Source organism: Chloroflexota bacterium, assembly GCA_014360905.1.
Taxonomy (GTDB): Bacteria; Chloroflexota; Anaerolineae; order UBA2200; family UBA2200; genus JACIWX01.
The window spans coordinates 12,302-35,057 of the sequence record JACIWW010000020.1; the positions used below are offsets into that span (position 1 = coordinate 12,302).

The following is a 22,756-nucleotide window of genomic DNA, read 5'->3' on the forward strand; positions in this document are numbered from 1 at the left end:
TGCAAGCAAGCCTTTAGGGCACAGCAAGCGCCAGGGCTTTTTCCACTGCTTCCAGTGCAGTCTGCACGCGGACAATAGCGTGATTTTCGTGGCCTTCCTTAGCTAGTTGCCAGGTGTGCAACCCAATCACCGGTATGCCCAGTTTAAGCGCATGGGCAATCTCCGAGAGGGTGCCATACTCGCCATGGATGGCGATCACGGCTTGAGCAGATTGCACAACCAGCACATTGCGCGCTTCACCCATGCCTGTAACAATGGGGATATCTACATATGGATTGGCATCGCGGCGTGAGGTTCCCGGCAATATGCCCACGGTCAGGCCTCCGGCGGCTTTGGCTCCGCGGCAGGCGGCTTCCATAACTCCGCCCAATCCACCACATACCAATATGGCCCCGCGTTTCGCTAACTCTCGTCCTACTGCCTCGGCCAGCATCGCGACCTCTGCAGAACAACGGCCAGCACCAATTACTGCGATGAACATTGCTCACTCCCAGGCTCATCCCAGTGGTACTGTTGCCAAGCGGGTGTAAACTGCCCCTGTGGGGCGCAAGTCGCTGCGCATCAAATGCACTTCCCGCACCAGCATCGAGATGCTGGTCTCCACTTGTGTTGCTACAATGCGTTTTGCCATCTCCTCTCGTTCGTTAGGACGGGCATAATCCCGAATCCGTGCCAGAGTGAGATGGGGCTGAAAGCCGCGCTTTTCCGGAGGAAAGCCCAGAGCGTTCAACTCAGATTCCAAAGCACGTTGTAGCCGCTGCAATGCATCCATATCCCCTGTTAATCCGACCCAGACCACGCGTAGCCGACGCGTATTGGGAAAGAAACCGGGTTGAGACAAAGCAATAGTGAACGGTGCGGTAGAACGACAGCCGCGTTCCATGGCCTGAATGATCTCCGGCAGACGCTCTGTAGATACATTGCCTAGGAATTTGAGGGTGAGGTGAATGCCATCTGGCGATACCCAGCGGCCAATACGGGATACAGGTGCGCGTTTCAGTTCTTCTTGCACCTGGCGGAGGGCATTTTTTAGGGCATCATCCAGTTCAATGGCAACGAAGGTGCGAATCTGCTCCATGATTGCCTCCTACGGCTCAAGTCCAATGGCTAAGATTTGTCACGGTGATCAATCCGCAACAGTTGGGCCGCATTGCCATACAGCAGAGATTCGAGCGTGTCAGTAGCAAGCCCTGCTTCATGAATGTGCTGCAAGAATCGCCGTTGTCCAATTAATGGATAATCTGTGGCGAAGAGCATCTTTTCCGGAATGAGCTGTGCTGCTAGATGGTAGATTTCAGCGCGGTACAGGTACAATGAAGCGGCTGTGTCGTAGTAGACGTGCTGTAGCGCCTTCTGAACCTCTGGCATTAGTTCGTAAAAGAATAGACCCCCGCCCCAGTGTGCTGCAACAATGGTTGTTTCAGGATGGCGCAAAGCCAGTCCGTAGAGAGATTGCAGGGCAATCCTGCTCTTGCCAGGATAGCTGTGGCCCACTGGCTCGTTGGTGTGGATGAGTACAGGACGCTTCCAATGCGCCATTTGCTCCATTACATCGTCCAAACATGCGTCGTCTAAGGTATATCCCTGACCCTCTGGCATCAATTCCCCCAGACCGTGCAACCCCTTTTGCATGCAACGCTCGAGTTCGGCACTCGCTCCCGCAACTGCTGGATTAACCACCGCAAAACCGACCAAGCGCTCCGGCCAGTGGGAAACCGCTTCCAGGACGTAATCATTGGACTCGCGGCACAATCCAGGATCGGACCACGCAAAACCAAAGGTCACTGCCATGTCCACCTCGCTCTGGTGCATCTCGGCGACGAGTTCATCCACGGTGGCCATCCTCGCCTGAGGATTTGCATACAACAGGCGAAACCAAGCATCGCGCTCCAGATAAACCGCGCGTCTGGCGATCATCTCGGGCGGGAAAATGTGTGTGTGAAAATCAATGATAGGCACAGTGGTATTTTCGCACAGGCAGGCATAAAAGTCAAAACACCCTATGTTGGCAGATGTAATTCTGCCTGTAGGTAACTAAAGTCGTCCCTGTAGCAATTACATCCGGACATCTTATTTTTCCCCACTGGTGAAATTATGATATAATCATTTTATCTTACTACCAAGGAGGAATTTGCAGTTGGCTAAGTATTTCAACGTTGTGCAGATCATTTTGTCCGCGGCGCTCATTGTGCTGGTCATCCTACAGAGCAAGGGGGGCAGCCTGAGCCGCATGTTCGGTGGTGAATCTGGGGTGTACAGAACGCGCCGTGGATTTGAACGGACACTGTTCAACATCACCATTGTAGTCATCGTTGCTTTTTTCATCTTTTCTTTGCTCAGTGTGATATTCCAGGCGTGAAATGAACGGAGATGCGGCAAAAGACCTAGGTTTTGAAGAGGGCAGGTTTTGCCGCGTTCTTGAGAGTGATGACCTGGACAGAGACATGCGCTGGCAAGCCATTATCGCCATCTTGGCTATTCTCCTGATCCTGACACTGACGGGGTATACGGCTTTTTACATGACCACGGTCGTCATCCCGGACTATGGTGGCACTTATCGCGAAGGTGTTGCCGGTAACCCTGGCTACATCAGTCCCTTATTCAGCACGTACCACGACGTAGACCGCGATTTGGTTGCCCTTATTTTCAACGGCTTAACCAGGGCTGATGAAAATGGGCAAATCCAGCCGGATCTCGCTGATACCTGGGAAATCTCGCCCGACAACTTGACATATACCTTTCACTTGCGTCAGAATGTACGCTGGCACGATGGGACGCCCTTTACCGCGGACGACGTGGTTTTTACCATAAATATATTGCGTTCCCCTGACTTTCAGGGGCAGCCTCAAATAGCCGAACTATGGCAGATGGTTACAGTAGAGCGTTCCGACCGCTATACAGTGCGCTTTACCTTGTCAGAGCCATTTGCGCCTTTTCTGCACTATACCACTATAGGCTTATTGCCAGCGCATCTGTTACAGGATGTGCCTATCAAGCAGCTATCCAGCCATCCCTTCAATCTACACCCTATAGGCACTGGCCCTTTCAAGATAGGAGAAGTTACCTCGAAGCATGCCCTCCTTGAGGCTAACGCGGATTACTATGCTGGGCGGCCATACCTGGACAAAATCGAGTTTCTCTTCTATCCCGATTACCCCAGTGTGCTTGCTGCTTACCAACGGGGTGAAATCCATGGCATCGGACGCGTTCCTCTGGAGTACCTACCAGAGGTCCTTGCCGAGGATGAACTGCAACTGTATTCGGCGCCGCTATCTGGTTATGGGCTTGTTTTCCTGAACCTGGATCGCCCCGTTTTCCAGGAAAAGGAGGTAAGACAAGCTCTGCTTTGGGCTTTGGATCGGCAACGGATCATTGACCAGATTCTGGATGGCCAGGCTGTGCTCGCTCATGGGCCAGTTATGCCTTTTTCATGGGCTTACGAAGCTCACGCTCCCCAATACGCGTATGACCCAGTTAAAGCCAGGAATCTCTTGGAAAAAGCAGGCTGGATTGATGCCGATGGAGACGGCGTGCGGGAAAAGGGTGATCTCCGTCTGGAGTTTGCTCTCCTGACCAACGATGACGAGACACGCATCAAAATCATCAACGAGATCACGCGCCAATGGGCTGAGATTGGCGTACGGGCCGTGCCACAGGCAGTGGGAGTAGCTGGCGTAGTGCGTGATTTCTTGATGCCGCGCAACTATGATGCCATCCTTTACGAATGGCAACAACTCCCGACGGATCCAGACCCCTACCCACAATGGCACTCTACGCAAAAACTGGGCATGGGACAGAATTTCACCGGCTACAGCAATGAGCAGGCCGATCTGCTTATGGAGGAAGCGCGTCGCACGACAGATCCCGTGCGCAGAGCTGCTCTGTATCGCCAATTACAGCGCATCCTTGCTGAGGACGTGCCTGAATTGCCACTATATCATCCGGTTTACCACTATGCCGTTGATAAACGGGTGCAAAATGTACGTGTGGGACCTATGCAAGATTATGCAGACCGTTTCCGCACAGTTGCAGAGTGGTACATCAATATGCGGAGAGTCATCGTCAGCGAAGCTCCTTTATGGCAGCGTAAGTAGAACGTAGGGAATTACTTATCACTTTTAAGGAGGTTACCATGAAACGGATGCGCTGGTATGATTACATCACTTATAACATCTATTGGCTTGGTCTGAGCATGGCTTCTGGTAGCCTGACGCCGATTATCCTGCCGTTTCTTGTGGCGCGGTTTGTCGGGGAGGCAGTAAAAGGTACCTATCTGGGTGTACTGCGTTCTGCCGGGCTCATTGTAGCCATCCTTGTCCAGCCAGCGGCAGGCTTGCTCAGCGACCGCAGTACGTTGCGCTGGGGGCGACGCAGGCCCTTCATTTTCCTGGGCACCGTGTTCGACCTGATCTTCCTGGCGCTTATTGGTCTGTCAGGCAACTACTGGATACTTTTCATGGCAGTGCTGCTTCTGCAAGTTTCGTCCAATGTAGGTCACGGGGCGCTGCAGGGCATTATCCCAGACCTGGTGCCCGAAGACCAACGCGGACGGGCCTCCGGAGTCAAGGCAGTGATGGAACTGCTACCCGTTATTTTGGTTTCTTTTACCACAGGTCGCTTGGTTGGGGCGGGAAATGTATGGGGAGCGCTACTGATCGTAATGGCTTTCTTTGCGCTCACAATGCTGATTACAGTAATTGCTGTTCGCGAAGAGCCATTGCATGAGAAGCCCAAAGAACCGCTTTCGCCTGCCCTAATGCGCATTGTCCTCCTTACTGCTATTTTCACGATCGTTACCACTGCCTTCGGGGGGCTGGTAGGGATGGTGGGGAGGGTGCTTTCAGGAAAGGGCACCGCGCAGCTAGTCGCAGTAGGCATAGCTGGTCTGGTGGCAATGGCTGGTGCAATTATTGTGGGGGTATGGTGGAGTGCACGGGTCGGTGTCGGTGAGGGGGCGAAAAAGTATCCCTCCTTTACCTGGTGGGTGACCAACCGTCTTCTCTATCTAGCTGCCGTGGGCTCTATTCAGGGATTTGCCCTGTATTTCCTGCAAGATGTAGTGCGGGTGTCCAATCCCCCCAAGGCTACCGGGGATCTGATGATGGTAGTTGGTATCTTCCTTCTGCTGGCAGCTTTGCCCAGTGGCTGGCTCTCAGATAGGGTAGGACGCAAACCGCTGGTTGCCGCGGCTGGTGTGGTTGCTGCCATTGGCACTTTTCTGCTGCTCCTCGCCCAAAATATGACCATGGTCACGATTAGTGGTGTGATCATCGGCCTCTCAGCCGGCATTTTCATGACTGTCAACTGGGCACTGGGAACAGACCTGGTGCCTTCCGCAGAGGCTGGTTTGTATCTAGGTGTTTCCAACTTGGCTGGCGCTGGCGCTGGTGTGGTGGGGGCAGGTATTGGTGGGCCAATGGCCGATTTCTTCAATGCCTATCAGAAAGGGCTGGGCTACCTGGTCATTTTTGGCATCTATGGCGCGTTATTCTTGCTATCAGCAATCATACTGCTAAAGGTGAAGGCCGAGCAATAACGGGAAGCCTAGAAATGCTCTCCGACTACTGCAGGGGTGAAGCAGCATAATCCTGTCCCAATATCAGTCGTATATCCACAGTGCTTTGAACATTGGTATAGCGAAGCACATTCTCAGGCTGGATACGAAAACGCTGCATTAGGGCGTTGACCGTGTTGGTCTTTCCCGAGTAGTCTATGAGCACGCTCTTGGCGTAATCAGAGCGGTCAGCGTTGCTGTAGGAGACTATATTATAACCTAGTCCTTTCAAGTACTCAGCAGTGCGCTGCGCCAAGCCAGGCATGAGGGTGCCATTCTGCACTTCGATCCTGGCTGCCTCTTGGGCGATGAACTCCTTTTCTGAAAGACCAGCCACGGCAGTCGGAGCAGGACCGCCAAATAACTCATCCACCAGTTCGCGCACAAGAGCACGATCGGGGATCAACACATGTGCGCCATCGGGGGTTACTTGGGATGTGGTCATAGTTTCGTCGATTACCGCGTTCTTGATGTTTTCCCCTGGAATCTCGCGCCCAAGTTTAGCCAAAGCATACATTTCGCTCAGGCTTAGATCGGTCTGCACGGAATCCCCCACGATGCGGAGTATCTCGGGTATCTTGGTCAGGGGGATATTCAGGCTAAGCACCTTATCGCGGATGGCTTTCAAAACCTGCTGCTGCCGTCTGGCGCGCATGAAATCACTGCCGCCATGCCGCACTCGAGCATACTGCAGCGCGGTTTTGCCATCCATGTGCTGCGTGCCTGCCGGGATGTCAACAGTTATATACCCATAGTTGTCATCGGGGTACTTCTCATCGTGAATTGGCTCTTTCACGTCGATGGTAATGCCGCCGATGGCATCCACAAGTCTTTCGAAACCCTCAAAGTTTACTCGGATGTAATAGTGTATGGGTACACCAAGGGTATACTGGACCGTTTTCTTGGCCAGTGCTGGCCCTCCTCCGGGGTAATTGTCCCTCTCACCGAGAAAATGAGCGGTATTGATGCGATTCTCGGAATAGCCAGGGATTGGCACCCACAGGTCGCGAGGTATGGAAAGCATTGCTGCCGTCTTGCTTCGCGCGTCCACCGTCACAACAATCATGGTATCCGTGCGACAGGGCCCTTTTTCGTTAGCACGCCTGTCTATCCCCAACAACAGGATATTCACACGCTCTTTGGCAATGTCGGGCAATTCCTCTTCAGGTGCCCGACCCTGCTCGAGGCCAGATTGCGCAGGCATGCCTAACTGTGCGTGCGCGACAAAGTCTTTGACTGTGGTGTAAAAGAGATAGCCCGAATAAATACCACCAACTATAAAAACAACCAATAGTATGCCCGGGAGAAACCACTTCCAACGGGTCTTAGTTGTCCTTGATGTCTTCGGAGCTTTTCGAGCCATGTACCCTCCGTAAAACAAGAATAATATTATTATAGCATAATCGCTCTAGACGGACAAAAAGTTCCTGCACTTGCAGACGAGCCAAAGATTAGTAAATCACACGCTCCGTGCTTGCTGCGCGATAGCATGAAGCACTGCATTGGCTGAGTTGCTGAGATTAGGAAATATCAACCAGCGCAGAGATGCGTTGAATCACCTCTTCAATGAATTGCTCGTTGCTTATGCTGATCTCAATCGCCCTCTCAGGACACGTGCCGACACAGCGTCCACAGCCCCGGCAAGCGTCTCCGATCACTGCACGTCCATCCACTAAGCGTAAGGCATTTACAAAGCAAACGTCCTGGGTGCATATGCCGCAGCCTATGCAGCGCTCGCTGACTGTGATGGTTACGCCAGGCATGCGGTGTATTTGTTCGCCCATCGCAGGTGCTACGTAGGGCAGCACACGCCACAGGCAGCAGCAAGGACAGCAATTGCAGATCGTCAATAGCTTGTCGCCTGGCCCAACGCCCAGCCAGACAGTATCCAGTTTGTTGCGGCCAATCAGGTGCACCAGCCCGGCTTCGCGACAGCGGCGCACGTGTTCGAGCGCTTCTTCTTTGCTCACACGCCGTCCAAGTCGTGGATTGATGCGCGAAGCAGCCTCGCCAAGGAATAGACACCCCAGATCTCTGGGGTAATTCTGGCACTTTTCTGCTTCCCGGCAGATGCAGAAATTCATGATCCAGTGGAAAGACGCTTTTTCAATGAAATAATCCACCACTTGGGATGGTAGCACCATGCTCTCTGTTTGCACTGCTTGATGGATGGGGATCACCTGGTCACGAGTCAGATAAATCAGGTCGTCGCCCTCGGCGAGCCAGTGTTGCATCAAGTTGCCAATCAAAGGCCATCGGGTGAGCCGGGCTACAGTAAAACGCTTGGGGAAGGCCCTTTTGATTAGTTCGACGAACCATACCGGCGTAGCCATGTGTTCTTTGCCTTTACGAGAACGATCAGTATCGGAAGCGACTGAAATCGGGCTTGCGCTTCTCCAAAAAGGCGGTCATTCCCTCATGAAACTCTTCCGTACCGTATATGGCCGATAGCATCTCGATTGCCAGGTTGAAAGAACCGTATTGCCAATCGCTGGCGTAATTAAGCGCGAGCTTGGATACGCGCAGGGCTTGTGGGCTGAGTTCCAGGATGCGATCTGTCCAGGCTTTGAGCTCCGCCTCGAACTGTGCATCTGGCACCACCTTGTTACACCAGCCGAGCCGTTCTGCTTCAACCGCAGAGTAGCGTTGGCAGAGAAAGATGATCTCGCGTGCGCGCTTTTCTCCGACTAGACCTGGCAAGAATTGTGTGCCGCCAAAAATGGGAGCACTGCCCACTGTTGGCCCTACCTGACCAAAGATTGCACTGGCCGCAGCCAAGGTCAAATCGCAGGCTACGTTGATTTCGTTGCCTCCGCCCAGGCAATAGCCGCGCACTGCAGCGATGACCGGCATTGGAGCTTGTCGAATGCGCCACAACAAATCCGTAAAGCGACGCAGAAAGAGCCGCCCACTATTGGGTGTCAGGTCGCGCATCTCTGTAATATCTCCGCCGACGCAGAAAGCACGCTCCCCAGCCCCAGTAATCACGATGACTCCTATGGAACGGTCCGCGCTGGCATCCTCCAGAGCCTGGGTCATTTCCAATATAGTCTGTGTGCGAAAAGCGTTGAGAACTTGAGGCCGGTTGATGGTGATGGTGGCAATGCCTTCGCTTTTCTCATAGAGGATATCGGTATAGGACATGGGTAAATCCTTCTCTGCACCGCTGGGGTTAAGACGGATAGTCGTAGAAACCCTTGCCCGTCTTGCGTCCGAGATGCCCTGCTTGCACCATCTTACGCAGCAAGATAGGAGCACGGTAGCGGTCATCTTTGTAATTCGCATACAGAGCATCGAGGACATGCAGCACAATGTCAAGGCCAATCAAATCGGCAAGTGCCAGCGGCCCCATAGGCAGGTTGTAGCCCAGTTTCATCGCTTTGTCCAGAGCGTCGCGCTCAGCCACGCCCTCCTGCAAAGCGAAGATGGCTTCAGAGACCAGCATCAATCCCACGCGGGTAGTCACAAAGCCAGGAAAGTCCTTCACCACCACTGGCTCCTTACCCACCTTCTTAGCGAATTCAACCACCGCTTGTACGGTAGCCTCGCTGGTTTCAACGGCCTGAATGATCTCGATAAGCTGCATGACTGGCGCTGGGTTGAAAAAGTGAATGCCAATCACACGGTCGCGCTTCTGTACGGCTGTGGCGATCTCAGTGATGGGCAGCGAGCTCGTGTTGCTGCCTAAAATGGCCTGAGCGCTCACGTGCTGTTCCATCTCATGGAACAACTTCTTCTTCAACTCGATATTCTCTGGTGCAGCCTCGATCACCAAATCCACCTTGGACAAAGCCTGCGCTAAATCGCCGGTGTACAGGATACGTGCGCTCGTTGCTTCTGCTTCGGCTTGCGCCAAACGGCCCTTTTCTACTTCTCGGTCCAATAGCTTACGATGGTATGCCTGCGCCTTGGCTAATTGCTCAGGGATGGGATCATACAGGCGAGTAGAAAGGCCAGCTCTTGCGGTAACGTAGGCAATGCCACTGCCCATTGTGCCACTGCCCATGACGGCTACATTCTGCATCTTTGCCTCCTCTCTAAAGTTTTTAGATGTCAATATTGCATGCATTCCTCATAAGGGCGGCCCTGCGCCAATACCTGATCAATGCGCTTCATCCATTGACTTATGGGGATATGCTGCGGACAAAGATCTTCACATTGCTGGCACTCCGTGCACTGATCCGCCCTGGATTGTGCCGGTATGTCCTTGTAACCAGACCGCGCTGCCTCCGCGTCACCATACATTGCTCCGTAATTGAATTGGCGAATAACGCGTGGAATGTCCACGCCACTGGGACATGGCATACAATAACCGCACGCAGTGCAGGGAATAGGACACAGTTCGTTGTACTTGGCACGCACGCGCGCGATGATGTCCAGTTCTTCCTGGCTTAATATGCCAACCCCAGAACGGTCAGCGCTAACCAGGTTCTCTTTGACCTGTCGCATAGTGCTCATCCCGCTAAGTACCACGGATACCTCAGGTTGGTTCCACAGCCACTGCAATGCCCAATCCGCTGGCGTCCGCTTTTTGGGGGCACTGTCCCAAATTTGCTGCACGGCCTCTGGGGGATTGGCCAACCTGCCGCCGAGCAAGGGTTCCATGACCACCACTGCCAATCCTTTTGCGGCTGCATAGTGTAAACCCTTGGTCCCAGCCTGATGTTCGATATCCATGTAGTTGTATTGTATCTGGCAGAAAGTCCAGTGGTCATACGCATCCACAATTTCTTGGAACACAGAGTAATCATCGTGGAAGGAAAAGCCTAGGTATCCAATGCGTCCATCGGCAATCGCTTTCCCTGCCCATGCCAATACTCCTAGGTCGCGCACTTTGACCCATTCCTGTTTGTTCAGGGAGTGCAGCAAATAGAAGTCAATGCGATCGGTTTGCAACCTGCGTAACTGCTCGTTCAAATAACACTCGAAATCGGCGGCGGTCTGCACCAGCCAACAAGGTAACTTGGTAGCTAACTTCACTTTTTGCCGGTATCCATCCCGCAGCACACGACCTAGCAGAGGCTCGCTCTCTCCACCATGGTAGGGATAGGCGGTGTCAATGTAGTTCACACCGTGGTCAATAGCATAACGGATCATGCGGGTTGCTTCTGGTTCATCTATATCCGCCGGGTTCTGGCTTTTGGTAGGCAAGCGCATGCATCCAAACCCCAATGCGGATACTTTCCATTCCAGTTTGCCGAATTTGCGGTACTGCATCGTATCTATCCTTTCCCGGTCGTGATGGTTATAACCCTTGGGCAACGGACAAGATAGAGTCCTATGCGACTCTAGGATAGCACATTATCTGCAGAGAAGCAAAGCGCGCTAGGATGATGAACAGCTGCAGAGATAGTAACTTTTAGCCAGCCCCGTTCTGGGCTAGGGGCAGCGTGAAGTGGAAGGTTGAACCTTTTCCTAGCGTGCTCTCGGCCCAGATGCGACCGCCGTGGGCTTTGACCAAGCTTTGGGCGATGGAAAGTCCCAATCCACTCCCTCCTGGCCAATGCTTATTGCGCGAACGGGAGGGGTCAGCGCGCCAGAAGCGCTCGAAAACAAAGGGTAAATCCTCAGGGGCAATGCCCTCACCAGTATCAGACACAGCAATTTCTACGCCTTCCTCCGTTGTCGATGCGCTGACCGCAATCGAGCCACCTTCGTGTGTATGCCGAAGGGCATTGACCAACAAGTTATGCAATACCTGAGCTACTCGGTCGGGGTCGGCATGCACGAGAGGCAAATCGTCGGGTACCTGTACGGTAAGCGTTACCTTTTGAGCCCCCGCAGCGGGGGTTAGGTACTCGCTTGTATTGAGCAATATTTTCCCCACATCAGTAGGAACCAGATTCATCTGCAATTTTCCGGCATCGGCCAGGGCTAACTCGCGCAAGTCGTCCACCAGGCGTGCGAGCAGGCGTGTTTGATCATAAAGACTGGCAATCTCAGCCTTGTCTAGTGCATACACATCATCCAGGATGGCCTGCAAGTTGCCCTGCAACACACTCAACGGAGTACGTAGTTCATGGGCTACGTCGGCCATGAGGTTCTTGCGCAATTGTTCGGCTTGCTCCAACGCGGCAGCCATCTCATTGAAAGCCTGCGATACCTCAGCTATCTCCGTACTGCCCCCTACTTCCACCCGTTGACTGAAATCACGATTGGCAACAGCACGCGCCGCAACTGCAAGTCGCTGCAAAGGGGCGGAGAGGGTACGGCTAAAGGCTACACCTAATAACACCCCTAGTATGCCTGCCAGAACTGCTCCAGCCAGCAAGAGCTGGCGCAAGCGCTCGAAGAAGCGTTGTTCAATAGGACCGAGGATGGCGGATTGGATGGGCAACGCAACTACCAAACGGCCAACTACTCTACTGTCTACTTCGATATCAATCGCTGCAGCTGCCTCATCAGGGGTCAACTGCCGGCCGGGATGCCGCTGCATGCGGCTATACAAAACGCGGCCGTTGGCATCCGTTAGGACAAGTTGTACTCGGCTGCCCCCAGCAAAGGTCATGCTGCGCATCCTTCCCATCATGGGCTGGGACATGCCTGGCATTTGCTGCAGGATGGTTTCCACTTCCTGCCAGCGCTCCAGCAGTACCTCAACTCCTTGCCAGGTGCCGTGAGTCTGATAGTAGAGGGCTAAAGCTTGCACTAAGGGTTCATATCGCCATGGATCTCGGTAAGATAGGTAAAAGCGGAAGGCCTCTCCAACGCGCGTATTCGCCAGCACGGCAACGACACCCAAGGTAAGCAGAGTAATTAGGGTAAAAGCCAGGGTCAATCGCACCCACAGGCGGTTCATAATCATCCTTCCTTCATCTGACGTGGTTCCGAATGCAGGCGGTAGCCCACACCGAATACTGTCTCGATCAATGCTGTTCCCATGCCATGGCCACCTACCTCGTCCAACTTACGGCGCAAGTTCTTGATATGGCTGTCTACAGTGCGATCCAGCCCCTCATAGCTATAGCCCAGACCTTTCTCAATCAACTCCAGGCGGGTCAAGGCATGGCCAGGGTGTTCCGCTAACGCTCGCAGCAGGTTGAATTCCGTAGGAGTTAGGTGCATGGGACGGCCATTTAGCAGTACTTCGTGACGGTCTATGTCAATGCGCAGTGGCCCGGTTTGGATCACTTTAGGGAGGAATGGTTCTCCCTGAGCGCGGCGCAACACCGCGCGCACGCGAGCGATCACTTCGCGCGGATTGAACGGCTTGGTTACATAGTCATCGGCACCTAGTTCCAGACCGAGAATCTTGTCTCCATCTTCAACACGGGCAGTAAGCATGATGATTGGTATAGCCGCCAGGTTGGCATCGCCGCGCACCACGCGAGTCACTCCCCAGCCATCGCGATTGGGAAGCATCAGATCCAAGAGCACCAGATCAGGGCGCTCGCTGCGAATGATGTGCAACGCCATGTTTCCATCATAGGCGACGAAAACTTGGAATCCCTCTTTTTCCAAGTAAGCGCGCAGCAACCGCACAATCTGTGGATCATCATCCACTACCAGAATCCGTTGGGGCATCCGTTAACTCTCCTTGCGGCCTGGTTCTTTGGTTTATTATACCAATGAAGTGACAAAAGCTCATACCAACAGCGGAAGTTCGTTCTGTTCATTTAGTGCATCAGGAGGTTCGAGGTTGTTCTCCCACCCGCACCTCGATTATGCGCTCCTGCCCATCTCGGAGAATGGTCACTCTTACCGTATCACCGATGGTGGTTTTGGTCTCCAGGTAAACGGTCAGATCTTGGAAGTTATGGACCGACTGTCCGTTGATTGCCACAATGACATCGCCATCTAGTGGTACCTGATAACGACCCAGACGAACGGTGCGGCTACTCCCCCGTATTCCTGCATTGTCGGCTGGTCCACCGCTCACTACCTTGATGACCAACAACCCAGCGTCCACGGGCAATTTCATGCCTGCCTCGCGCAGCATTCTGGCAGTTGAGGAGGTCAGGGACAACAACTCCACACCCAGCCAGGGATGGGGGTAATATCCCTGGGAAATGAGTTTGGGTACGACGCGCTGCACGGTATTCACCGGGATTGCGAAGCCCACTCCTGCCGAGGCTCCACTAGTACTGATGATTTGCGAGTTTACGCCGATGACATACCCATCCAGGTCGAGCAATGGCCCGCCGGAATTCCCAGGGTTGATCGCTGCATCAGTTTGAATCGCTTCACCGATAAAGCGATTGTCTTCAGGGCTTTGGATCACCCGTCCCAAGGCGCTGATTATCCCTGTAGTCAGCGTCTGTTGCAAACCGAAAGGATTCCCGATGGCGAGGACAATTTGCCCCACCCGCAGTTGATCTGAATTGCCCAAGATAAGTGGTTTAGGTAGGTCTGCACCAGCCTCTATGCGGATCACAGCCAGATCATTGGTCGGATCCACCCCCACGATCTTAGCCTCGTACGTTCCCCCTCCAGCGAGGGTAACGAGGAGTTCCTGCGCGTTCTCAACTACATGGTAGTTGGTGACGATGTGACCATCACTGTCATAGACAAAGCCCGAGCCGGTTCCTTCCTGTGGGATGGGCTGCATGAACCAGTCATAGGCATAGGTGCGTGTGGTGATATTGACAACTGCCGGCGCGGCTAATTCATATACACTGATGAACTGCATCTGCAAGGCTTTAGCTGCTGTTAATACGTCCAAGGCAAGTGGCACTGGTACAGCAGTTGTGGCAGTAGGCAAGGCAGCAAGTGGTGCCGCTGATGCATCCGTCGCCGCTTGCTCGTCTGAGGAGTGCGATACTGGCACGTCGAGCGTGGCAGTAGGCAAAGCAGCAACTGGCACGTCCGTTGCCCCTGCTGTAGCACGTGGCAGGCTACAACCAACCACCATAAACAACAGGACAAGAGCGACAATCAGGCTCTGATATCCTCGCGATATTTTATTCATTGTTATATTCCTCCTACTTGCTCAGATAAACAGCGCTCTCTACTACAGATTAGGGTCAAGAGATTTGAGCATCATTCGCTCTAGACAGATAATGAGGGGCGAACCAACCTGCGGTCGGTTCGCCCCTCATTGAAGTGAGACTTCCACAAGCTTTGGGTTAGAACTCGCCCCAGCCGGGGAAGCCTCTACCGGGAAAGCCGCCAAACCGGCCGCGTCCGCCTCGCTCCATGAAACCACCGACCCAGCAGCCACCACAAGCAGCATCCAACTGCTCCGCTACTGCTTCCTTCATCTGACTTAACATCAGGTCAGCTTGCTTCTGAGTGATGCGTTCATCCTTCACTGCCTCGTCCAGTTTCCCTTTGTACTTAGCTAGGTATTCATCGGCGATGGTTTGCGGATCTATCCCCTTCTCCTTAGCCACATCGCTAATGCTCTTTCCCTGCTTGAATTCTTCAATCAGGTCATCCAGCGACATATCCAGTTTGTCAGCAGCGATGGAGAGGAGCGATGTCCCGGCTATCCCACCGCATCCCCGGCCGCCCCAGAAGCCAAAGCGCTTGCCTATCCACGGACCTTTCCACTCCATTTCGAAACGTTCCTTGAGCATGTCAGCTTGCTGCTGGGTCAGCCAGCCATCCTCAACTGCCTGCTTCAGTACCTGCTCCTTGGCTGACTCAACGGCTGCATCGTATTTCTCAACGCTGATGCCCAGGATGCTGGCAATGGCTTCGTGCATCTTTTGCCGGAAGTTCCAGCCTGACGTCTCTGTGGAACCCTCCTGAGCGAGGGCAACGACGCCGACAGCAGTCATTCCAAGGATCACGACCAATGCGGCGATGCCCGCAAACTTCCAAAATTTCCTCATAGTAACCTCCTTCCTTTTTGGTAGAGTGGATAGATTCCACTCCATTTTTCTATCGCTATTATAGTAGCCACTTATGTAGAAGTTATGGAGATAGATTGGAGAACATATGAAAAGATAAATGGATCACTCATACCTCAACGCCTCAATGGGGTTGAGAGCAGCAGCGCGACTGGCTGGGTAGATGCCGAAAAACAGGCCAACGGCAATGGACACACTTAGGGCCATGACCACGCTTCCAGGGGTAACAAGGGCCCGAGTACCTCCCAGCAGTGGAGTCACAACCCGTGCCGCACCATAGCCAGTTAGGACACCGACAATACCTCCCACTAGGCTGAGTATCACTGCCTCAACCAGGAATTGGGTCAAAATGTCCCGCCGCTTGGCTCCTACTGCCTTGCGAATACCAATCTCACGCGTTCGTTCTGTAACCGAGACTAGCATAATGTTCATGATGCCAATGCCCCCCACTACCAGGGAGATAGCAGCGATACTGGCCAAAAGCACCGTAAAGGTCTGCGATGTTTCCTGCACCATTTCCACGATCTGCGCTTGGTTTTGGATGATAAAGTCGTTAGATTGGCTGGCTGTTAATCCATGGCTAGCCCGTAGAATGGCAGTCAGCTCTGCTTGAGCCAAATCCATTTTATCTGCCGAGACGGCTTGCACGTTGATGGAGCTCAAGGTTCTGTTGCCTGCTCCACCAAATTTGAGTTGAGCCGTGCTCAGAGGGATGAAAAGCTGGTCGTCCATGCCGGCTCCCTTGCTGACCAGAATACCCACAATTTCGTAGTTCTGGCGGTTGATTTTGATTGTCTTGCCCAAGGGATCAATGAGCGTGCCTCCAAAGAGGTCCTCGACCACCGAGGACCCCAATACCGCCACCTTGGCCTGCGTGCTAAGATCCAACTCGTCAATAAAACGCCCTCGTTCTACCTGCCAGTTGCGCACCGGACGGTATTCTGGCGTGACCCCTAGGATAGTGGTTTGCGTGTTCTTGCTGCCATAAACCACTTGAGCGCGGGTGGAATACTCAGGCGCGATAGCAGCTATAGAAGTCGCCAATCGCGCGATAGACTCCACATCGTCATTGGTCAGACTGGGAGCTGTGGTGGTCATGGCAACACCACGGAAGACCATCCTCGCCGGAGAAACGACGAGCAAGTTGGAACCCAGACTTTGAAACCGTTCCAGCACCTGGGCTTGGGCTCCAGCGCCGACTGCTACTAGAGCGATCACCGCTCCTACGCCGATGATGATGCCCAGCATGGTTAGCCCAGCACGTAGTTTATTGGCTGCCAAAGAGCGCAGCGCTATACGCACGCTTTCAATCACGTTCACGGCCTCATCTCCCTAATAACTACTCCACCGCCAGGGATCATCTGACCGAAGCCACGGAAGGTACCGGTCTGTTGCGTGGAAGTCTGGTATTCAATGACCACACGATCTCCCTCGTTCAGCCCACGCAGTACCTCCACATACGTCCCATCGCTCAACCCAACCTCCACCCGCGTCGCCATGACCGTGCCATCGGCATCCCGCACCATCACCACGTAGCCATCCTCCCCCTGTTGCAATGCCAACACTGGGAGCAACAACGCGTTCTCACGCCTCCCCACGATAATCTTCACATTCGCAGTCATCCCTGGCCGCAGTGACACTCCTTCCACTCCCTCCAGACTCACCGGCACCTTGTAGCTCACCACGTTCTGTATCAGCTGCCCCTCCAAAGGCACCTCCAACACTACGCCACGAAACTTGCGCCCCGGAAAGGCATCGAAGGTGATTTCTGCCTCCTGACCCACTTCGACTTTGCTGATATCTGTCTCATCCACCGTGGCAATGACGCGCAGATTGGACAGGTCTGCCAGGGTCACGATGATGGTGTTGGAGGAGACCAGATCGCCGATCTCAGCACCAACGGAGATGACTGTGCCATCGAAGGGAGCGATCATGGTAGCGGCCTCGAGAGCGGCTTGGGCTTTTTCGAGGGTGGCTTTGGCGGCGTCGTAGCGCGCCTGGGCCAGTTGCAGTGTTTTGGGGTCTGGTCCGGCAAGGATGTTGGCCAGGGTATCCTTGGCTTTGGCGAGGTTGTACTCGGCTTGAGCGATCTTGTTGCGCACTTGAGCTTGGGCCAGACCAGCCTTTAACTGCTCCAACGTCTCCTCGGCTTTCTTAACCTTGTCCTCAGCAGCAGTCAGGGCAGCGTTGGCATTGGCCCGGGCTGCCTCCAACTTAGCCCTTGCTTTAGCCAGCGCCTCTGCTGCTTCGTCAACTGCTGCCTGCTCGACTTTGCCCTGCTGACGCTGTGCTTCGAGGTCTCGTAATTTACGCTCATACCAGGCTACTGTGTATTCCAGATCGCGTACTGTCTTGCCCACCGTCGAACTATGCTGGGTAATAAGCAAATTCAATCGGGCGCTTTCCAAGTCGAGCTCAGCCTGCTGCAAAGTTTTCTCTACAGTAGATTGTTTTGCTTCCAGCAGGGCAGCTTCTGCTAAGGCCACCTCCAGTTCGGCTTTCTGTCGGTCTAATTCTGTGTAGGGGTTCTTGGCTTTCTCCAGTGCCTCCTCAGCCGAAAGCAAATCCGCCTTCGCCTGATCCACTGCCCTCTGCAGCGAGGAGGGGTCAATGCGTGCCAGGACGGTTCCTTGCCGCACTTCCTGACCAGGTGCAACGTTCAGCTCAATCAAGGGAATCTGGCTGACATCGAAGCTCAGTTGCGCTTGACGTCTGGCGATAACCTCACCCGTAGGAGTGATGGCTGCTACCAGGCTGCCTCGCTCGACCGCGACCACTTGTGTGTAGCTAGTTGCCCGAGCAGCATTGCTGCGCATGCGCAGCACCAGCACCACAGCTCCGGCCAGGGCGATAACTCCTACGATCACCCAAAATCTCCTATGTTTCATGCCTGACCTCCTACTATCCTATGGTCTCGTCGCAGGTAGTTCTGGCGGCAGCCCTCCGCCTCCGCCACGTTCATGGCCTCATCTCCCTAATAACTACTCCACCGCCAGGGATCATCTGACCGAAGCCACGGAAGGTACCGGTCTGTTGCGTGGAAGTCTGGTATTCAATGACCACACGATCTCCCTCGTTCAGCCCACGCAGTACCTCCACATACGTCCCATCGCTCAACCCAACCTCCACCCGCGTCGCCATGGCCGTGCCATCCGCATCCCGCACCATCACCACGTAGCCATCCTCCCCTTGGCGCAACGCCAACACCGGGATCAACAACGCATTCTCACGCCTCCCCACGATGATCTTCACATTCGCAGTCATCCCCGGCCGCAGTGACACTCCTTCCACTCCCTCCAGACTCACCGGCACCTTGTAGCTCACTACGTTCTGTACAAGCTGCCCCTCCAAAGGCACCTCCAACACTACGCCACGAAACTTGCGCCCCGGAAAGGCATCGAAGGTGATTTCTGCCTGCTGACCCACTTCGACTTTGCTGATGTCCGTCTCGTCCACCGTGGCAATGACGCGCAGATTGGACAGATCGGCCAGGGTTACGATGGTGGTGTTGGAGGAGACCAGATCGCCAACCTCAGCGCCAACGGAGATGACTGTGCCATCGAAGGGAGCGATCATGGTAGCGGCCTCGAGAGCGGCTTGGGCTTTTTCGAGGGTGGCTTTGGCGGCGTCGTAGCGCGCCTGGGCCAGTTGCAGTGTTTTGGGGTCTGGGCCGGCGAGGATGTTGGCCAGGGTATCCTTAGCTTTGGCGAGGTTGTACTCGGCTTGCGCGATTTTGTTGCGCACTTGAGCCTGGGCCAGACCAGCCTTTAGCTGTTCCAACGTCTCCTCGGCTTGGGCAACCTGATTCTGTGCATTCAGCAGATCCAGAGCTGCTCGGGCTTTGGCTGTCTCAAGGTTGTCTTTGGCATCCATCATGCGGTTGTAGGCCAAGACCTCGCGATCTTTGCCCTCCTCAGTGGTAATGGGACCTTCCAATAATTTACCGTGCTCTACCTCGGCAACATTGGCCAGCCACTGTAGGCGCTCAAGCTGCTCTTGGGTCGAAAGATCGTTTTGCAAAGCGGCGAGCTTGCCCTTGGTCTGTTGCAGTGCACGTTCTGCCTCTTGTATAGCTTCTCCTGCGGTAGCCCGTTTGGCCTCCAGCAAGGCAGCTTCTGCTAAGGCCACATCCAGTTCAGCTTTCTGCCGGTCTAATTCTGTGTAGGGGTTCTTGGCTTTCTCCAGTGCCTCCTCAGCCGAAAGCAAATCCGCCTTCGCCTGATCCACTGCCCGCTGCAGCGAGGAGGAGTCAATGCGCGCCAGGGCGGTTCCTTCCCGCACCTCTTGGCCTGGCGTGACATTCAACTCAATCAGAGGAATACGGCTAACGTCGAAACTCAATTGCGCCTGGCGTCTGGCAGTGACCTCACCTGTGGGAGTGATGGCTGCTACCAGGCTGCCTCGTTCGACCGTGACCACTTGGGTATAGCTTGTCGCTTGGCTCTGGCCTCGCCTCAACCGCAATCCCACCAGAACCAATATCCCAATTAGGACTACAGCCAAACCCCACTTGAACACACGCTTGAAAGATTGCATTTTCTTACCTCGCTTATTATTGTCCGGAGGGCGTAGATGGGAATGCGCGCATGGACTGGATGGAGCGGGCGGTATAAGAGCCATCATCGTTCTTTGTGCCCATAACTACCACCCGTTCACCAACCTTCAGGTCACCTACAGTGACGGACATGAATTTCTCAATCAGGGTAGTATCGGTAGTTTGTACACGGATCGTTTCCTGTCCGGTGTTGAGGAGCACAGTGGTGCCTTGGATCTCCTCGATGGTGCCCGCGATGCCACCCTCTGTCCCTTGAGTGATTCTTTGCCCAGGTTGTGGAGTCTGGGACGGAGCAAAGAATTGACCACCTTCTCCCCGCATCCGCTGTTGAAAGAAGCGTGCCGGGTTCTGGATCACGCGGTTTTCTCCAACCTTGGTTCCAGCGTAGAAAGCACCGCCACCCACCGCAGCCAAAACTAGCACTACGATCAAGGCCATTGCGACTTTCTTCATCATGCCATTCCCTCCTGAATTGAGTATGTAGTACTCGGATTAAATCCAGCTAAAGGGTTGGTTTGCACTCTTCAGTTGGCGCGTTTCATCTCTCAGCTAATCCGCGACGATCTTTCCATCTCGCAAGCGGATGATGCGTTGAGCGCGTGCACCTATCTCGGGATCGTGGGTAACGATCACCACGGTGATCCCACGTTCGCGGTTCAAGGTCTCAAAGATGTCCAGGATTTCCGCACCTGCCTTTGAATCCAAGTTACCAGTGGGCTCATCAGCCAGGATGATCTCTGGATCGTTGACCAGAGCGCGCGCAATGGCAACTCGCTGTTGCTCACCGCCTGACAACTCGTTTGGGTGGTGATGGGCCCGCTCAGCCAAGCCTACAGCCTCTAGAGCTTCTAGAGCTCGCTGCCTCCGCTTTGCGGTTCCAGCGTAAATCAAGGGCAATTCCACGTTGACTAGGGCTGTGGTGCGGGGTAGCAAGTTGTAGGTTTGGAAGACAAAACCAACTTTGCGGTTGCGGATTTCTGCCAGTTGGTCGTCGCCCAGCCGGCCTACCTCCAAGCCATCCAGGTAATATGTGCCTGACGTAGGTTGGTCCAGACAGCCGATAATATTCATCAGGGTGGACTTGCCCGAGCCGGAAGGACCCATAATCGCTACCATCTCCCCTGCTTCTACCTGCAGAGAGACGCCTCGCAGAGCGTGTACTTCCACCTTGCCCAATTTGTAGACTTTGGTTATTTCTTGGATATTAATCACAAATCCTCCTCATGCCCAAGCCTTTAATATCGCTGGATTGCAGTTGTTTTATGTTCCGCCAGTGAATGCAATGCATTTGGCGTGACCTAGATGCAAATTGGTCCACCTCTGATCAATCATAACATGAAGTTGTGGAGATTTGATGGAGTAGGTTGTAGAGTGGGTGAACTTTTAGTGTCTGAGCCTTACACGGAAATCTAGATTATAAGAGGCGCTACTGTGCCAAGCATGCCTTGAATATTGCGGGGAATTCAATCAACAGAACTACCTTAAGACTTGCCACAAGTTGCTGAAGTCATCCGTCCATGTGCGCAAGCTAGTGGGGATGGGCGGGCGTTGTGAAATACGCGCTGCAATAGCCGGCAGTTCCAGAAAGTCTTGTTTGTGCGTAAGCAGCATCCAGACAGAATCGTAGCTACGAATGCCATCACCTTTGTCCTCGATCAAAGCGGTGCTCAAGCTCATCAGCCATTCGATAAACCGCCCAATGGAGATTAAAGTAACGGTTGGAAACATGGATGGCCATAATACCATCTTGCTTGAGGTGCTTCAAATAGGTCACAAAGGCTTCTTTCGTGAGCAGGTGCAGTGGTACAGCATCGCCGCTGAACGCATCCAGAACCAACAGATCAAAATTCTGTGAACCGCCATCCACCAATTCGCGTTCCAGTGAAACACGTGCGTCTCCTGGGATAATGTCAATGTGCGCTTGCGAGTCTGCCAGAAACGAGAAATAACCTCCTTTGCCTTGCGCAATGCGAATGACATCTGGGTTAATCTCATAGAAACGGAAGATATCCCCTGGTTGCCCATAGCTGGTGATGACACCGATGCCCAGTCCAAGGGCGCCGATGCGCAAATTCCCAGGGCGAGTCGGATGATTCGAGATCGCCAGTCCAATCCCACTGCTCTCAGCATGGAACGTTGTTGGCCTATCGCGTAAGTCTTCATTCTCAAACTGAAAGCCGTGCACAGTCTTGCCATGGGTGAGTTGGTAGGCATGCAGTTCTGGATGTTCCGCATTAATCTCCCAGACCCGCGATACGCCGTAGAAACTGCGCATTGCCAATAGCGCATCTGACGAAATTGCACGCATGATGAGGACAATCAAGCCGACCAGAACTACAATAAGCAGAGAAGTGACCGCGACGACTGACCGCAAACTCCAGCGCCGTGGACTGCCTGCCCGCTGGGATTTATCTGCCCGTCTGCGTTGTGCTCTGCTTGGTGGTTTGGCACGTGCCGGCGCGTGATCGGTTTGCATGACAATCACGAGAAGTACCCCGCAAGCGACCAACCCCCATTGCAGTTCCCAAAATCCGGTGGCGAATAGATACGGCGCAAGTAAGTTCACGTAAATTCCGCCTATCGCGCTCCCAATAGCAATCATTAGATAGAACGGGGGTAAGAAACGCGCATGTGGTCGCAACCTGAATAACTCACCGAGGCAGATCATACAGCTGACGAACAAGAGCAGTGCGTAAAGAGTGATCTGGGTCATCATGCTGAATGGGGGCCATTTCACGAGCATCCACAGGCTGACAAAGCTGAGGATAAAGAAGGCAATCCCATATAGTCGACGGGAATACCAACGTCCTCCTGAAAATGCAAGGATAAAGCTCAGTAAGTAGATCGTCAGTG

21 protein-coding genes are annotated in these 22,756 nt (G+C 53.8%); 3 read left to right on the forward strand and 18 right to left on the reverse strand.

Annotated elements, in window-relative coordinates:
• Positions 1-13: 13 nt before the first annotated feature.
• The 3 genes from H5T67_09095 to H5T67_09105 are packed head-to-tail and all read right to left on the reverse strand — an operon-like array spanning position 14 to position 1,959.
• Positions 14-481 (reverse strand): TIGR00725 family protein, encoded by a 468-nt coding sequence (locus H5T67_09095; protein MBC7245471.1) that lies wholly within the window; start codon positions 479-481, stop codon positions 14-16.
• A gap of 15 nt (positions 482-496) precedes the next feature.
• The gene (thpR, locus tag H5T67_09100) at positions 497-1,078 is read right to left on the reverse strand and encodes an RNA 2',3'-cyclic phosphodiesterase (protein MBC7245472.1); all 582 of its coding nucleotides are present in this window, start codon (positions 1,076-1,078) and stop codon (positions 497-499) included.
• Between the two features lie 29 nt (positions 1,079-1,107).
• The gene (locus H5T67_09105) at positions 1,108-1,959 is read right to left on the reverse strand and encodes an amidohydrolase family protein (protein ID MBC7245473.1); all 852 of its coding nucleotides are present in this window, start codon (positions 1,957-1,959) and stop codon (positions 1,108-1,110) included.
• A gap of 178 nt (positions 1,960-2,137) precedes the next feature.
• Here H5T67_09105 and secG point away from each other — a divergent pair, with 178 nt between their 5' ends.
• The 3 genes from secG to H5T67_09120 are packed head-to-tail and all read left to right on the forward strand — an operon-like array spanning position 2,138 to position 5,536.
• Positions 2,138-2,359, forward strand: coding sequence for a preprotein translocase subunit SecG (secG, locus tag H5T67_09110; GenBank protein ID MBC7245474.1), 222 nt, complete (start codon positions 2,138-2,140; stop codon positions 2,357-2,359).
• Between the two features lies 1 nt (position 2,360).
• A complete protein-coding gene (locus H5T67_09115; protein MBC7245475.1) occupies positions 2,361-4,094 on the forward strand; it encodes a peptide ABC transporter substrate-binding protein in 1,734 nt (577 codons plus the stop codon).
• Between the two features lie 38 nt (positions 4,095-4,132).
• A complete protein-coding gene (locus tag H5T67_09120) occupies positions 4,133-5,536 on the forward strand; it encodes an MFS transporter (GenBank protein MBC7245476.1) in 1,404 nt (467 codons plus the stop codon).
• Positions 5,537-5,561: 25 nt separating this feature from the next.
• On the opposite strand, the gene H5T67_09125 is transcribed toward H5T67_09120, so the two are convergent.
• From H5T67_09125 to H5T67_09195, 15 genes are all read right to left on the reverse strand, one after another.
• Entirely contained in the window at positions 5,562-6,917 is a 1,356-nt protein-coding gene (locus tag H5T67_09125) for an LCP family protein (GenBank protein ID MBC7245477.1), read from the reverse strand.
• Between the two features lie 157 nt (positions 6,918-7,074).
• Complete coding sequence (locus H5T67_09130) at positions 7,075-7,887, reverse strand: 4Fe-4S ferredoxin (GenBank protein MBC7245478.1); 813 nt, start codon at positions 7,885-7,887, stop codon at positions 7,075-7,077.
• Positions 7,888-7,912: 25 nt separating this feature from the next.
• Positions 7,913-8,698 (reverse strand): enoyl-CoA hydratase/isomerase family protein, encoded by a 786-nt coding sequence (locus H5T67_09135; GenBank protein ID MBC7245479.1) that lies wholly within the window; start codon positions 8,696-8,698, stop codon positions 7,913-7,915.
• Between the two features lie 28 nt (positions 8,699-8,726).
• Positions 8,727-9,578, reverse strand: a complete 852-nt coding sequence (locus tag H5T67_09140; protein MBC7245480.1) for a 3-hydroxyacyl-CoA dehydrogenase family protein — start codon at positions 9,576-9,578, stop codon at positions 8,727-8,729.
• Between the two features lie 29 nt (positions 9,579-9,607).
• Positions 9,608-10,771, reverse strand: coding sequence for an aldo/keto reductase (locus H5T67_09145; GenBank protein MBC7245481.1), 1,164 nt, complete (start codon positions 10,769-10,771; stop codon positions 9,608-9,610).
• Positions 10,772-10,913: 142 nt separating this feature from the next.
• A complete protein-coding gene (locus H5T67_09150; GenBank protein MBC7245482.1) occupies positions 10,914-12,353 on the reverse strand; it encodes a HAMP domain-containing protein in 1,440 nt (479 codons plus the stop codon).
• 2 nt (positions 12,354-12,355) lie between these two features.
• Positions 12,356-13,078: a response regulator transcription factor gene (locus H5T67_09155; protein ID MBC7245483.1), complete on the reverse strand. Its 723-nt coding sequence runs from the start codon at positions 13,076-13,078 to the stop codon at positions 12,356-12,358.
• A 100-nt stretch (positions 13,079-13,178) separates the two neighbouring features.
• On the reverse strand, positions 13,179-14,405 hold the full coding sequence (locus H5T67_09160) for a trypsin-like peptidase domain-containing protein (GenBank protein ID MBC7245484.1): 1,227 nt from the start codon (positions 14,403-14,405) through the stop codon (positions 13,179-13,181).
• Positions 14,406-14,619: 214 nt separating this feature from the next.
• On the reverse strand, positions 14,620-15,330 hold the full coding sequence (locus tag H5T67_09165; GenBank protein ID MBC7245485.1) for a hypothetical protein: 711 nt from the start codon (positions 15,328-15,330) through the stop codon (positions 14,620-14,622).
• Between the two features lie 123 nt (positions 15,331-15,453).
• Positions 15,454-16,668 (reverse strand): ABC transporter permease, encoded by a 1,215-nt coding sequence (locus H5T67_09170; GenBank protein MBC7245486.1) that lies wholly within the window; start codon positions 16,666-16,668, stop codon positions 15,454-15,456.
• Positions 16,665-18,236 carry an efflux RND transporter periplasmic adaptor subunit gene (locus tag H5T67_09175; protein MBC7245487.1) on the reverse strand — a complete coding sequence of 524 codons (1,572 nt, stop codon included), beginning with the start codon at positions 18,234-18,236 and terminating at the stop codon, positions 16,665-16,667. Before H5T67_09175 ends, H5T67_09170 begins: the two co-directional genes overlap by 4 nt.
• A gap of 70 nt (positions 18,237-18,306) precedes the next feature.
• A complete protein-coding gene (locus H5T67_09180; GenBank protein MBC7245488.1) occupies positions 18,307-19,884 on the reverse strand; it encodes an efflux RND transporter periplasmic adaptor subunit in 1,578 nt (525 codons plus the stop codon).
• A gap of 16 nt (positions 19,885-19,900) precedes the next feature.
• On the reverse strand, positions 19,901-20,359 hold the full coding sequence (locus H5T67_09185; GenBank protein MBC7245489.1) for a hypothetical protein: 459 nt from the start codon (positions 20,357-20,359) through the stop codon (positions 19,901-19,903).
• A 93-nt stretch (positions 20,360-20,452) separates the two neighbouring features.
• Positions 20,453-21,115, reverse strand: a complete 663-nt coding sequence (locus H5T67_09190) for an ABC transporter ATP-binding protein (GenBank protein MBC7245490.1) — start codon at positions 21,113-21,115, stop codon at positions 20,453-20,455.
• Positions 21,116-21,542: 427 nt separating this feature from the next.
• Positions 21,543-22,469 carry a fused MFS/spermidine synthase gene (locus tag H5T67_09195; protein MBC7245491.1) on the reverse strand — a complete coding sequence of 309 codons (927 nt, stop codon included), beginning with the start codon at positions 22,467-22,469 and terminating at the stop codon, positions 21,543-21,545.
• Positions 22,470-22,756: the final 287 nt, after the last annotated feature.